The sequence below is a fragment of the Bacillus alveayuensis genome, assembly GCA_030812955.1.
Classification (GTDB): domain Bacteria; phylum Bacillota; class Bacilli; order Bacillales; family Aeribacillaceae; genus Bacillus_CB; species Bacillus_CB alveayuensis.
In genome coordinates, this window is record JAUSTR010000031.1 from 1 (window position 1) to 14,131 (window position 14,131).

A 14,131-nucleotide genomic window follows, 5' to 3' on the forward strand; every position below is an offset into this window, starting at 1 on the left:
ACACACCCGTTCCCATACCGAACACGGAAGTTAAGCTCTTCAGCGCCGATGGTAGTTGGGGATTTCCCTTGCGAGAGTAGGACGCTGCCAGGCAACATAAAAAAGAGTAGCGCGAGGAAGCTACTCTTTTTTAGTCCTCTCCTACATCTTCATGTATTATAAATAATATTTCATACGTCTTTTAAACCTTTCTTTTTTGGGTGAAATCGTTGACATTTATTTATGTATGTCTTAGTAGATATAATCCCCTAAACATACAACCACCTATAATTCCACCTGCAAGTGATCCCAAAGCAATAATACGAACCCTAATATTGCACACAAAAGCATTGATAAATACAAATGCTCCTCCATTTTTGCATGATCTCTCATTAAATTAACATATGACAACTCACTTTCTCTCATAAACCTATTACTTATTCATTATTGTTAAAAAACAAAAAATGGAAGTAGAAATAAGTAATGATCGGGATTTTAACTAGAGATATATCGAGGAAATTTTTAATAAAAATGTAATCATCGCTTGAATGACTTTTTAGCAAATCATACCACCATTCTGTTTCATATCTAGATATCATACTTAAATTATAAAGAATAAGATAATGGACGAGTATTTCAGGAAAAATTTTAAGATCTTCTTTATGAATAGGTAAATAATACTTATTTTCGAATACATGAAAAAATAATTTTGATTGCCATATTCGTTCAAATGGCGTTAATGGTTGAAAAACTAGCTTATGATCGTATTCCTGTTTAAAAGTAACAGATAACTTGGTGTTTATTATTTCCTTTAGACGTTCTGTGGAGATGTGATAGTAATCTGCTAACGATTTGTCAATATGTATGTAACTGTTCGAGAGGTGAACTGGAAACATAGTTGTCAGTTGAAAATGATGTTTAAAATGTGCTTGAAGCTCAGGTATTCTTTTTAAAAGCGATTTCATCGAAAATTTTTCACCTTCGACATGTTTCATGTGAAACAGACAATTTGCAACATATCCGAATAAACCATATTTTTGAATTTTTACTTCATCACTCAAAAACTGATAATGCTGTTTTTTTCGTTTTCTTGTTGAAACACCATGAGCAAGTACAGCGGAGTTAGAGGGATAATCTGGATCCACCGTTAATAAAGCTCCTTTTAATAATTGAGAGATTCCATAAAAACATAAAGTTGGTTTTACAGCTAATGGGGAAAAAATGGCTGTATTATAGTAATTTTCTGCATGCATTATATAATACATAAATGTATAGCAGTTTTGAAATGCCTTTTGATTAGGAGAAATAATGCCATTTTTTTTATATATTTTTTCCAGTAATCGCTGAGTCGTTTGTGAAGAATGAAAAGATGTATAGTATCTCCATATTGAATTCATTGTTCCCCTCCTAATTAGAGATGTCTAAATATTTAAACTCTTCCTAGACTTCTTGACAGAGATTGTTCATATTGTTAATCTACAAATAATATTTTGCCGTAAATTAGGGGGTTTCATTATGTGGGAGACAAAATTTTCAAAAGAAGGCTTAACTTTTGATGATGTACTATTGATCCCTGCAAAATCTGAAGTATTACCTCGTGATGTCGATTTGAGTGTAGAACTAACGAAAACTCTCAAGCTGAATATTCCAATTATTAGTGCTGGAATGGATACGGTTACGGAAGCAGAAATGGCTATTGCTATGGCTCGACAAGGTGGTTTAGGTATCATTCATAAAAATATGTCTATTGAACAACAAGCAGAGCAAGTAGACAAGGTAAAAAGATCTGAGCGTGGTGTCATTACGAATCCTTTCTTTTTAACACCTGAACATCAAGTTTATGATGCAGAGCATTTAATGGGGAAATATCGAATTTCAGGAGTTCCAATTGTTAATAATGAGGAAGAACAAAAATTAGTAGGTATTATAACGAACCGTGACCTTCGATTTATTCAAGACTACTCCACTAAAATATCGGATGTAATGACAAAAGAGAATCTAGTCACAGCTCCAGTTGGTACAACATTAGAGGAAGCCGAAAGCATCTTACAGAAACATAAAATTGAAAAGCTTCCACTTGTTGACGAGCAAGGGGTACTAAAAGGTCTGATTACAATAAAAGATATTGAAAAAGTCATTGAATTCCCAAATTCAGCTAAAGATATGCATGGTCGTTTACTTGTAGGAGCTGCAGTTGGAGTTACAGCTGATACGATGACTCGCGTGCAAAAACTAGTGGAAGCAAATGTTGACGTAATTGTAGTAGATACGGCACATGGCCATTCTAAAGGTGTATTAGATACAGTTCGTAAAATTCGTGATACTTACCCTGAATTAAATATTATTGCGGGAAATGTAGCAACGGCCGAAGGAACATGCGCCTTAATAGAGGCAGGTGCAGATGTAGTAAAAGTAGGGATTGGGCCTGGTTCTATATGTACAACGCGTGTTGTGGCAGGAGTTGGTGTACCACAAATTACAGCTATTTATGATTGTGCTACAGAGGCTCGTAAGCATGGAGTTTCTATTATTGCTGATGGCGGAATTAAATACTCAGGAGATATCGTAAAAGCATTAGCAGCTGGTGGACATGCTGTTATGTTAGGAAGCTTGTTAGCAGGGACTTCTGAAAGCCCAGGTGAAACAGAAATCTATCAAGGTCGCCGCTTTAAAGTGTATCGTGGTATGGGATCTGTTGCGGCAATGGAGAAAGGTAGTAAAGATCGCTATTTCCAAGAAGAAAATAAAAAATTCGTTCCAGAGGGTATTGAAGGTCGTATCCCGTATAAAGGACCTTTAGCTGAAACTATTTACCAGCTTGTTGGTGGCTTAAGAGCAGGTATGGGATATTGTGGAACAAAAAATTTGTATGAGTTGCGTGAAAAATCCCAATTTGTTCGTATGACTGGTGCAGGGTTAAGAGAGAGTCATCCACATGATATCCAAATAACGAAAGAAGCACCAAACTATTCAATATCTTAATAAATCGTATTCCTTTTGAAATTTTAAAAATTCCTACTTTAGGATAGAGTTTTGACTCTGTCCTATTTTTTTTTCTTTTTATATGATAAAATTTTATTTGGTGTAAGTTTTACGTTGAAAATATCATCAATTCAAATAGATACATTTGAAGTTGGGGGTTTTAGAGTTGCACATGACAAAAAAATCATTTTTGGCTTTCATCATGACATTAACACTGATAATCGGTATTGCGTCGCCTTTTACGCAAAAGGCATTTGCAGCAGAAAATGATCCTCTAGGAATTAACGCTTCGGCGGCCATTGCTATTGAAGCATCGACTGGTAAAATTCTTTATGGAAAAAATATCGATGAAAAATTAGGAATTGCAAGTATGACAAAAATGATGACAGAATACTTGCTTTTAGAAGCCATTGAGGAAGGGAAAGTTTCTTGGGATCAAAAATATAAACCAAGTGATTATGTATATAAAATATCTCAACATACGAATTTATCAAACGTTCCGTTAAGGAAAGATGGATCTTATACTGTACGTGAGTTGTTTGAAGCAATGGCGATTTATTCTGCAAACGGGGCTGCAATTGCGATTGCTGAAATTGTTGGTGGATCTGAAACAAACTTTGTGAAAATGATGAATGAGAAGGCAAAGGAAATGGGGATTAAAAACGCAAAGTTTGTCAACGCTACTGGTTTAAATAACCGTGATTTACAAGGAATGCACCCGGAAGGAACTGGAGAAGATGATGAAAATGAAATGTCTGCTCGTGCAGTCGCTACGTTAGCATATAATCTTTTAAAGAATTACCCGGAAGTACTAGAGACTGCTAGTATTCCAAAAAAGGTTTTCCAAGAAGGTACTGATGATGCTATTAATATGGAAAACTGGAACTGGATGCTACCAGGGTTGGTGTTTGGTACGGAAGGTGTTGATGGACTGAAGACAGGATACACCGAGTATGCAGGCTCTTGTTTTACGGCAACAGCTGAACGAAATGGAATGCGAATTATTACGGTTGTCATGAATGCAAAAGGCAACGGTAGTAATCCGTATGTTCCACGTTTTGAGGAAACAAGAAAACTATTAAACTATGCGTTCAGTAATTTTTCTGTAGAAGAATTATTTCCTAAGGAATATCAAATTAAAGGCGAATCGACGTTACCTGTTGTAAAAGGTAAAGAGAAAAAAGTGAGTATTTATACGAAAGAACCATTATTGCTAGCGATTAAACGCGGAGAGAATGATGTATATAAAGAAAAATATGTGCTTGATGAAAAAATACTCAATGAAAAGGGAGAGCTGACAGCGCCAATTAAAAAAGGTACAAAAGTTGGTTATATGACCGTTGAGTATACAGGTAAAGGAGAAGATTTAGGCTTTATTAACGGGGTTTCTGGAGCAAAAGTTGATCTCGTAACAAAAAATACAGTTGAAAAAGCAAACTGGTTTATATTGACAATGAGAGGAATTGGTGGAATTTTCGGAGATATATGGGATGGAATTACAGGTATGGTAAAAGGATGGTTTTCTTAACTATATAAAAGCTCCTGACAATTGTCAGGGGTTTTTATTTACACTTAAAGCAACCTATTTGGTAGCAGCAGAAAATTCAATTACGTCATCGTCAAGTGTAAGTCAAGCTACAGTACTATATTTCCCAGAAGGGATCAATACTTTAAGAAATTTTTTTAGAAAATATTGATAATCTCATAATTCATTTTGATTTTGATAGGAATTTTAATAAAATTAGGATAAAATAAGCTTATGCACTTATTGATATATTTGGTTAAGGGGGATTCAAAATGGCAAATACAACAGGTACTGATCGAGTAAAACGAGGTATGGCAGAAATGCAAAAAGGCGGCGTCATTATGGACGTTGTCAATGCAGAACAAGCAAAAATCGCAGAAGAGGCTGGCGCTGTTGCCGTTATGGCCCTTGAACGTGTTCCGGCTGATATTAGAGCAGCTGGTGGTGTAGCACGTATGGCTGATCCTACAATTGTGGAAGAAGTAATGAATGCAGTTTCTATTCCAGTAATGGCAAAAGCGCGTATCGGACACATTGTAGAAGCACGTGTTTTAGAAGCACTTGGAGTAGATTATATTGATGAAAGTGAAGTATTAACGCCAGCTGATGAAGAATTCCATATTAATAAACGTGAATTTACGGTACCATTTGTTTGTGGTTGTCGTGACTTAGGGGAAGCTTGTCGCCGAATTGCTGAAGGAGCATCCATGTTACGTACAAAAGGAGAGCCAGGAACAGGAAATATCGTTGAAGCTGTTCGTCATATGAGAAAAGTAAATGCACAAGTTCGTAAAGTTGTTGGAATGAGTGAAGATGAATTAATGACTGAAGCGAAGAATTTAGGAGCTCCTTATGAAGTGTTGCTTCAAATTAAAAAAGAAGGTCGCTTACCTGTTGTAAACTTTGCTGCAGGTGGAGTGGCAACTCCAGCTGATGCTGCATTAATGATGCAATTAGGTGCTGACGGTGTATTCGTAGGATCAGGTATTTTTAAATCAGAAAATCCAGCAAAATACGCTCGTGCAATTGTTGAAGCAACGACACATTATGAAGATTATGAGCTCATTGCACATTTGTCAAAAGGCCTTGGTAATGCGATGAAAGGTATTGAAATTTCAAGCTTATTACCTGAACATCGTATGCAAGAGCGTGGATGGTAAAAGGGGTTTTTGTTTATGAAAATCGGAGTGTTAGGTTTACAAGGGGCAATTCGTGAACATATTCAATCCATTGAAGCATGTGGAGCGGAAGGGGTTATCATTAAACACCCTTCCCAACTAGAAGATATAGATGGATTAATTTTACCAGGCGGCGAAAGTACGACAATGCGCCGATTAATTGATAAATATGGTTTTATGGAACCGTTAAAAAAATTTATAGCAGGAGGAAAACCAGTTTTCGGAACTTGTGCTGGTTTAATCCTATTAGCAAAGAAAATTGTTGGGTATGATGAACCGCATTTAGGAGTTTTAGATGTCACTGTTGAACGTAACTCCTTTGGTCGACAACGTGAAAGCTTTGAGGTAGAATTAGTAATTTCCGGTGTAGCTGATGATTTTATCGGTGTGTTTATACGTGCTCCTCACATTGTGGAAGCAGGTGAAGATGTAGAGGTTCTTGCGAAACATGACGGACGAATTGTTGCAGCACGTCAGGGACATATTCTTGGATGTTCTTTCCATCCAGAATTAACAGATGATCACAGATTTACACAGTATTTTCTTAATATCGTGAAAGAAAGCAAAGCAAGTTCATGAATATAAAGCAAGTTCATGAATATAAGGATTGAATTGTTCCGAAACTTATAGTACATTATCGGTAGAAAATTAAAGATCGTAAAAACAATGAGAGGAAATAGTAGCAAGCTTTTCTTTCTTCAGAGAGCTGATGGGTGGTGCGAATCAGTGAAAGAAGTTTGTGAATCCATCCTTGAGTGAAATGTTGAACACAGTATATATACTGTAAGTAGGCATTTACGGTTAAACCGTTACCTTTTATGAGTGGAAAACGATTGTTTTCAAAAAGGGTGGCAACGCGGGAAACTCTCGTCCCTTATGATGAAGGGATGAGAGTTTTTTTATTTTTATATCAGAATTTATATCATGATCACGAAGGAATAAACCCTTTTATATAGTTATGGATGTCTAGCGAAAGCCGCCCAGCGACTAGTGAACTTCCCTCTCCTCCTTCCGATAAGTCAACATCGACGCTTTCGCTCTTCGTGTTTCCTTTATCTCATGTGGATCGGTCCAGTTCATACGTCGCTAAGCGGGGCGCTTTCGCTTTTCTTATTTTATCCAGGCTGTTTTCATAAACTTTGTTGCTTTTCGACTGTCCATGAACCGCACAAAGCACGAGGTCGGACAAATTACATTTGTCCGGTAATAGACTTTTGTTCGGTTCAAGTCACGCTTGTAAGTGACATAGCAAGAGTACCGCTTGCCTGACAGTCGAAAAGCTATAGTATAGTCAGCAACAATCTTTTAGAAAAGAGACTATATTAAATACCATATTTAAACTAAACGAGGGGTGAAAAAATATGCTTGATATTAAATATTTACGAGCAAATTTTGCTGAAATAAAAGAGAAATTAAAGCATCGAGGAGAAGACTTAACTGATTTTGATAAATTTGAAGAACTTGATAAAAAACGACGAGAACTAATAGCAGAAACTGAAGAATTAAAAAGTAAACGAAATGAAGTATCTTCTCAAATTGCTGTGCTGAAAAGGGAAAAGAAAAATGCTGATGATTTAATTCAAGAAATGAGACATGTAGGGGAACAAATTAAAGTATTAGATGGAGAGCTAAGGAAAGTTGAGACTGAACTAGAAAATGTCATGTTATCTATTCCGAATATTCCTCATGAAACAGTTCCTGTTGGCGAATCTGAAGAAGATAATGTTGAAGTGCGTAAATGGGGCGACATCCCAAGCTTTACCTTTGAGCCAAAGCCGCATTGGGAAATTGCTGATAACCTTGGATTATTAGACTTTGAGCGTGCTGGAAAAGTAACAGGAAGCCGCTTCGTATTTTATAAAGGATTAGGAGCTAGACTTGAACGTGCTCTCATAAACTTTATGTTAGATTTACATGTTGAAGAACATGGATATCAAGAGGTGCTGCCACCTTATATGGTCAATCGAGCAAGTATGACAGGAACCGGCCAACTACCGAAATTTGAAGAAGATGCATTTAAAGTTGAAGAGGAAGACTATTTTCTCATTCCAACAGCAGAAGTGCCTGTAACCAATTTACATCGTGATGAGATTTTACATGTTGGTCAACTACCGATTAATTATGTTGCTTATAGTGCGTGCTTCCGTTCTGAAGCAGGTTCTGCAGGAAGAGATACGCGTGGTTTAATTCGTCAGCATCAATTTAATAAAGTAGAGCTTGTGAAGTTTGTAAAACCTGAAGATTCTTATGAAGAATTAGAGAAATTAACGGGACATGCAGAGAAAGTATTGCAGCTTTTAGGTCTTCCTTACCGAGTGATGAGCATGTGTACAGCTGATTTAGGTTTTACTGCAGCGAAAAAATACGATCTCGAAGTATGGCTTCCAAGCTATAATACGTATCGTGAAATTTCTTCTTGCAGTAATTTTGAAGCATTTCAAGCTCGTCGCGCCAATATTCGCTTCCGCCGCGATGTAAAGGCAAAACCTGAACCAGTTCATACATTAAATGGATCTGGATTGGCCATTGGAAGAACGGTAGCAGCCATTTTAGAAAATTATCAGCAGGAAGATGGAAAAGTTATCATCCCTGAAGTTCTTCGTCCTTATATGGGAAATAAAGAAGTGATTGGATAAAAATCCATTATTAGAGGCTGTTCAAACGCCCAAGTGTTCACCAACAGTATATTCTATTGAATAATGCTTTTATAAATGTGATAACCACGTGACGTCAGGCGCTTATGGACAGCCTCAAAAAAAATTATTGACATATAAAATGAATTTTGATATATTAAATCTTGTCGATAAGGAGGAGTACCCAAGTCTGGCTGAAGGGATCGGTCTTGAAAACCGACAGGGGTGTCAAAGCCCGCGGGGGTTCGAATCCCTCCTCCTCCGCCATATTTTGAAATATCCAGCGCATAAAATGGAGATTGGATTGATTCGTTACATTACGTAACGAATTTTTGTTTTTGATATAAAACAGTCTAACTAAATAGTCGACGTCCCCACTTGCTGTAAGAGGATTCCTATAGGAAAAAGGAATCCTTAATTTTTTATTAAGGCTGTTTTCGTAAACTTTGTTGCTTTAGCGTATCGCTTGCCTGACAGTCGAAAAGCTATCGTATAGTAAAGAAACAATCTTTTAGAAAAGAGCCTTTATTAAAAAGATTTGTCCAAAGGACTTTTCGTTATCGAATATATCATCCTCGTTGATATTGTACATCTTTCTCGATCAGTTTCTTTCACCTTAAACGAAGGGTAGAATAAGCTTGACGTTCATACAGTTTTTTTATGATATAATGAGTTAACAAGAATACCTGCCACGAAAGCCTGTGACTTTTGTCATCGGGATGAAATCATCAAAAAAGGTTTTGCACCAAGCCGACAGGCCGCTAAACATATTTGTGTTTTTCCATGAAAGTCTTGTGGAACTAGAGTAAGTGTCTATACGAAGGGATAGACGGATCTCTTTGGTACACAAGAATCTGCGACTTTAATCTGGCTGAGGTTCAGATCGCCATCATTATGTTATTTTAAAAGGAGCCGGTAATGAATAAAGATGAGTACTTTATGGAATTAGCTATTCAAGAAGCAAAGCGTGCCGAAACAATTGGAGAAGTACCAATTGGTGCTGTCATTGTTGTTGATAATCAAATTGTTGCGAAGGCACATAATTTACGTGAAACAGCGCAACGTTCTATAGCACATGCTGAAATATTAGCTATTGACGAAGCTTGTCGAAAGTTAGGAACATGGCGTTTGGAGAAGTCAACTTTATATGTCACGTTAGAGCCATGTCCGATGTGTGCGGGTGCAATTGTTCTTTCACGAATAGAAAGGGTTGTATATGGCGCTTCTGATTTAAAAGCTGGATGTGCTGGAACTCTTATGAATTTGCTGACAGATGAACGATTTAATCATCAAGCAGAAGTCGTAAGTGGAGTAAAGCAAGAAGAGTGTGCTCTATTATTAACAAATTTTTTTAAAAAGTTACGAGAAAAGAAAAAAAGCAATAAAAAAGTAATGAATCCATTTGAAAATGATTAATAGTAATATTTTACAGTGTTTAATCATTGAAATTTTATGTAAAACCATATATACTTGTATATGCGTCAACTTGACGCAACAATTGAATGAGGTTTCAACTTTGCCGTGCTAAGTGGGGAGGTAGCGGTGCCCTGTACCCGCAATCCGCTCTAGCGGGACTGAATCCCTTCTCGAGGTTAGTTAATTTCAGGGTCTGTCTTAAGTAAGTGGTGTTGATGTTTGGGTCCTACGCAATGGGAATCCATGAACCATGTCAGGTCCGGAAGGAAGCAGCATTAAGTGGAAGCTCCCATGTGCCGTAGGGGTGCCTAGATGGAGCTAACTGCTTGAGCAACGCCTGGGATTGCTAATCGACAGAAGGTGCACGGCAGTTATCATACATAAAATTCAAGCTCATCCTAAAGGGATGGGTTTTTCTTTTGTATTTTGGAATTTACACTACCGCTATGAACATTTGGCTTCTAACAATTGGTGTTTGCCTATGGTTTTTGTGGTTTGCTAAGTATGAGTAAAATGTTTGTGGGAGAAAGATAAGATTCTTTCTGTTGAAAGAAGGGGAATTTTCCTTTAGGGAGCATTGGGAAGCAAAATGGATTTAACATTGTTTTGTCATTGGAAAGGTCTATACGGTATAATAGGATAGATGATGCAAAAAGGAGGGCGTTTCGTGAGTTATCAGGCGTTATATCGTGTTTTTCGGCCGCAGCAGTTTCGTGATGTAGTCGGTCAGGAACATGTCACGAAAACATTGCAAAATGCCCTTTTACAAAATAAATTTTCACATGCTTATTTATTTTCTGGCCCTCGCGGAACAGGTAAAACAAGTGCAGCGAAAATATTTGCGAAAGCTGTGAACTGTGAGAAAGCACCTGTTGCTGAACCGTGTAATGAGTGCGCAGCCTGTAGAGGGATCACAAATGGATCCATTTCAGATGTCATTGAAATTGACGCAGCATCCAATAATGGTGTAGATGAAATACGAGACATTCGTGATAAAGTAAAATATGCACCTTCCTCAGTAGCATACAAAGTTTATATTATAGACGAAGTTCATATGTTATCTATTGGTGCCTTCAATGCTTTATTAAAAACATTAGAAGAACCGCCAAAACATGTGATCTTCATTTTGGCAACTACAGAGCCTCATAAAATACCACTTACAATCATTTCAAGATGTCAACGTTTTGATTTCCGGAGAATTTCTGTTCAATCAATTGTTGGCCGTTTGAAAGAAATAGTGGATCATGAGCAAGTGTCTGTTGATGAAGAAGCTTTACATGTAATTGCAAGTGCAGCAGATGGTGGAATGCGTGATGCTCTTAGTTTGCTAGATCAAGCTATTTCGTTCAGTGATGAACGCGTTTCATTAGATGATGTTTTATTAATAACAGGGTCTGTATCACAACAATTTATTGCAAATCTTGTCCAATCTATTCATCAAAAAAATGTGTCTTCTGCTTTAAAAGCATTAGACGAGTTAATGAAACACGGTAAAGATCCACTGAAGTTTATAGAAGATTTGATTTATTATTATAGAGATCTATTGCTTTATCAAACAGCTCCTAATTTAGAAGAGGTGTTGGAGCGAGTATCAGTAGATGAAGCGTTTATTACATTATCAAAAGAAATTTCCTCTGATCAGATTTACTCGGCGATTGATGTTTTAAATAAAAGTCAACAGGAGATGAAGTGGACGAATCACCCAAGAATTTTTTTAGAAGTAGCAATTGTAAAGCTCTGCCAAGAGGAACCGAAGCTTTATAGTCAAGGGAAAGAGTATCAGCAACTTCTGCAACGTGTTCAAGAGCTTGAGCAAGAGATTGTTTCTCTAAAGCAAGGCGACCTTCAAGATCACTCAAAGACAGAACCAAAACTGCAGCCACAACGCAATATAAAAAGTGGCTACAAAACTCCTGTCAGCCGAATCCATGAAATTTTAAAACAAGCGACACGTAGAGATTTAGAATTAGTAAAAGGTTCTTGGGGTGATTTATTAGAAACATTAAAGCAACAAAATAAAGTATCACATGCTGCATTATTAAATGATAGTGAACCAGTAGCTGCTTCGGAACAAGCTTTTGTGTTAAAATTTAAATATGAGATTCATTGTAAGATGGTCGCTGAAAATAAAAACAATGTTCAGTCGAATATACAATCAATTTTACATGGATTGCTCGGGCGGCACTTGGAAATGATCGGCGTTCCAGAGCAGGAATGGAGTAAAATAAGAGAAGAATTTATCCGCAAGCAGCATAGTGATGAAACAGAACAAGTGGATGAAGACCCTCTTATTAGAGAGGCGAAAAAGTTAGTTGGTACAGAGCTTATTGAAATAAAAGAATAAAAGTTGGAGGAGATCAAATATGATGCGTGGCGGAATGGGAAATATGCAAAAAATGATGAAACAAATGCAAAAAATGCAAAAAGAAATGCAAAAGGCACAAGAAGAACTTGCTGAGAAAACGGTAGAGGGTTCAGCAGGTGGTGGAATGGTGACAGTTATTGCAAATGGTCATAAAGAAATTTTGGAAGTCAACATTAATGAAGAAGTGGTGGATCCTGAAGATATCGAAATGCTACAAGATCTAGTTTTAGCGGCAACGAATGATGCTCTGAAAAAGGTAGATGATTTAACAAACGAAACAATGGGAAAATTCACTAAAGGTATGAACTTACCTGGTCTGTTCTAGGAGGATTGTCATTCATGCAATATCCTGAACCAATATCAAAATTAATTGATAGCTTTATGAAGTTGCCAGGGATTGGACCGAAAACGGCCGTTCGTCTGGCTTTTTTTGTACTAAATATGAAAGAAGATACTGTCTTGGACTTTGCTAAAGCTCTAGTTAATGCAAAGCGAAATTTATCATATTGCTCCATTTGTGGTCATATTACTGATCAGGATCCATGCTATATTTGCGAAGATGAACGTCGTGATAAAAGTGTGATTTGTGTTGTGCAAGATCCTAAAGATGTCATTGCTATGGAAAAGATGAAGGAATACAACGGTCTTTACCATGTTTTACATGGTGCGATTTCTCCGATGGATGGGATAGGTCCAGAAGACATTAAAATTCCTGATTTGTTGAAACGTCTACAAAGTGATGAAGTTCAAGAAGTCATATTAGCAACAAACCCGAATATTGAAGGGGAAGCGACTGCTATGTATATATCCCGTCTTTTAAAACCTACTGGCATTAAATTAACGCGAATAGCACATGGCTTACCAGTTGGGGGAGATTTAGAATATGCTGATGAAGTAACTCTTTCGAAAGCGCTGGAGGGTAGAAGAGAAATTTAAAAAGGTATGATTTAGGAGGCAGAATACAACGTGTTTTTTCGAAAAAAAGGGTGGCTTAGAAAGGAATATAATGAAAAATTACTTCTGGATCTGCTGGAATTAAAAGAACAATGGAATCGGCAAAAAAAGATTATTGAAAAAAGTGTAGAACCGTCTCCTGAAGTTCTTTACGAACTAAAGCTTGCGGAGTCAAAATATTTTTTTCTTTTAAAAGAAGCGAAAAATCGAAGAGTAACACTAAAGTAAAGAAAAGAGGATGTCCAAAGCATAAGTGCCAGCCCCCACAGGATATTATTCAATATTGTGATAGGCACATCAGACACTTATGGACATCCGTTTTTTATATTTAGAAATTATAACTTAAGCAGCAGAGACTTTGCACTTAACTTTTATATCCGTGTGAAAGTTCTAAACATAGACAACCTTAACATAGTAATATATTGAATAAGTTCAGGAGAGGAAGGAGAAGGGTTGGCTTGGAACCAATCATTTTGATTATTGGAATTAGTGGTTTTATCCTAATGCTTTTATTAGTAGGAGCACCACTGAAACCAGTAAAATTAATAGGTCATTTAGCGACTAAATTAGTGATTGGAGCACTGCTGCTGTTTTTCTTAAATGCATTTGGAACAAGCATTGGCCTTCATATCCCGATCAATGTTGTAACGTCATCCATATCTGGTTTATTAGGACTGCCTGGTATCGCTGCACTAATTATCATTAAAACTGTTATATTGTAAAAATACCTGCGTAAAAAAAGCAGGTATTTTCTTATTGACAATATATGAAATAATTGATATAGTAACATATGTCTCTTAAAAAGCTATTGACATTTCTGTTCGCAGATGATATATTAAAAAAGTCGCTTTAAGAAAAAAATGTTGACGGTTTTTTATTTTTGTAATATAATTAATATGTCTTTTGGCTTGATCTTTGAAAACTAAACAAAACGAAGCGTTCCGTTAATTCTTTTTAATGAGCAAGGAACACCGACTAAAGACGTCACATCTTGTGACAACGTCGATGTCAGCACTTCCATGTGCAAGTTCAATCTTTTTTCGGAGAGTTTGATCCTGGCTCAGGACGAACGCTGGCGGCGTGCCTAATACATGCAAGT

Annotated in this window: 12 protein-coding genes, 1 tRNA gene, 2 rRNA genes, 1 other RNA gene and 1 other annotated feature; of the genes, 15 read left to right on the plus strand and 1 reads right to left on the minus strand. The window is 36.8% G+C overall.

Annotated elements, in window-relative coordinates; translation table 11 throughout:
• Nucleotides 1–93 (plus strand): 5S ribosomal RNA (gene rrf, locus J2S06_RS15190); the annotation flags it as partial.
• A gap of 323 nt (nt 94–416) precedes the next feature.
• Here the strand turns inward: rrf and J2S06_RS15195 are convergent.
• Nucleotides 417–1,376, minus strand: coding sequence for a YaaC family protein (locus J2S06_RS15195; RefSeq protein ID WP_419152850.1), 960 nt, complete (start codon nt 1,374–1,376; stop codon nt 417–419).
• A 118-nt stretch (nt 1,377–1,494) separates the two neighbouring features.
• Here J2S06_RS15195 and guaB point away from each other — a divergent pair, with 118 nt between their 5' ends.
• The 14 genes from guaB to J2S06_RS15265 form a co-directional block, all read left to right on the plus strand.
• Nucleotides 1,495–2,961 carry an IMP dehydrogenase gene (guaB, locus tag J2S06_RS15200; RefSeq protein WP_419152851.1) on the plus strand — a complete coding sequence of 489 codons (1,467 nt, stop codon included), beginning with the start codon at nt 1,495–1,497 and terminating at the stop codon, nt 2,959–2,961.
• A 166-nt stretch (nt 2,962–3,127) separates the two neighbouring features.
• On the plus strand, nt 3,128–4,489 hold the full coding sequence (locus tag J2S06_RS15205; protein WP_419152852.1) for a serine hydrolase: 1,362 nt from the start codon (nt 3,128–3,130) through the stop codon (nt 4,487–4,489).
• 269 nt (nt 4,490–4,758) lie between these two features.
• The gene (gene pdxS, locus J2S06_RS15210; RefSeq protein WP_044747310.1) at nt 4,759–5,646 is read left to right on the plus strand and encodes a pyridoxal 5'-phosphate synthase lyase subunit PdxS; all 888 of its coding nucleotides are present in this window, start codon (nt 4,759–4,761) and stop codon (nt 5,644–5,646) included.
• A gap of 15 nt (nt 5,647–5,661) precedes the next feature.
• Nucleotides 5,662–6,243, plus strand: a complete 582-nt coding sequence (gene pdxT / locus J2S06_RS15215; RefSeq protein WP_419152853.1) for a pyridoxal 5'-phosphate synthase glutaminase subunit PdxT — start codon at nt 5,662–5,664, stop codon at nt 6,241–6,243.
• 78 nt (nt 6,244–6,321) lie between these two features.
• Nucleotides 6,322–6,542: a binding site (T-box leader), on the plus strand.
• Between the two features lie 483 nt (nt 6,543–7,025).
• Complete coding sequence (gene serS / locus J2S06_RS15220; RefSeq protein WP_044747658.1) at nt 7,026–8,300, plus strand: serine--tRNA ligase; 1,275 nt, start codon at nt 7,026–7,028, stop codon at nt 8,298–8,300.
• A 171-nt stretch (nt 8,301–8,471) separates the two neighbouring features.
• Nucleotides 8,472–8,564, plus strand: a tRNA-Ser gene (locus J2S06_RS15225).
• Nucleotides 8,565–9,215: 651 nt separating this feature from the next.
• Nucleotides 9,216–9,713 carry a tRNA adenosine(34) deaminase TadA gene (gene tadA / locus J2S06_RS15230; RefSeq protein ID WP_044895423.1) on the plus strand — a complete coding sequence of 166 codons (498 nt, stop codon included), beginning with the start codon at nt 9,216–9,218 and terminating at the stop codon, nt 9,711–9,713.
• 103 nt (nt 9,714–9,816) lie between these two features.
• Nucleotides 9,817–10,081, plus strand: an RNA gene (gene ffs / locus J2S06_RS15235) — signal recognition particle sRNA large type.
• 299 nt (nt 10,082–10,380) lie between these two features.
• Nucleotides 10,381–12,057: a DNA polymerase III subunit gamma/tau gene (gene dnaX / locus J2S06_RS15240; RefSeq protein ID WP_044895422.1), complete on the plus strand. Its 1,677-nt coding sequence runs from the start codon at nt 10,381–10,383 to the stop codon at nt 12,055–12,057.
• A 22-nt stretch (nt 12,058–12,079) separates the two neighbouring features.
• On the plus strand, nt 12,080–12,403 hold the full coding sequence (locus J2S06_RS15245) for a YbaB/EbfC family nucleoid-associated protein (protein WP_162484706.1): 324 nt from the start codon (nt 12,080–12,082) through the stop codon (nt 12,401–12,403).
• Between the two features lie 14 nt (nt 12,404–12,417).
• The gene (recR, locus tag J2S06_RS15250; protein WP_044895420.1) at nt 12,418–13,014 is read left to right on the plus strand and encodes a recombination mediator RecR; all 597 of its coding nucleotides are present in this window, start codon (nt 12,418–12,420) and stop codon (nt 13,012–13,014) included.
• A gap of 30 nt (nt 13,015–13,044) precedes the next feature.
• Nucleotides 13,045–13,260 carry a YaaL family protein gene (locus J2S06_RS15255; protein WP_044895419.1) on the plus strand — a complete coding sequence of 72 codons (216 nt, stop codon included), beginning with the start codon at nt 13,045–13,047 and terminating at the stop codon, nt 13,258–13,260.
• A gap of 230 nt (nt 13,261–13,490) precedes the next feature.
• Nucleotides 13,491–13,754: a pro-sigmaK processing inhibitor BofA family protein gene (locus J2S06_RS15260; protein WP_419152854.1), complete on the plus strand. Its 264-nt coding sequence runs from the start codon at nt 13,491–13,493 to the stop codon at nt 13,752–13,754.
• 315 nt (nt 13,755–14,069) lie between these two features.
• Nucleotides 14,070–14,131 (plus strand): 16S ribosomal RNA (locus J2S06_RS15265); the annotation flags it as partial.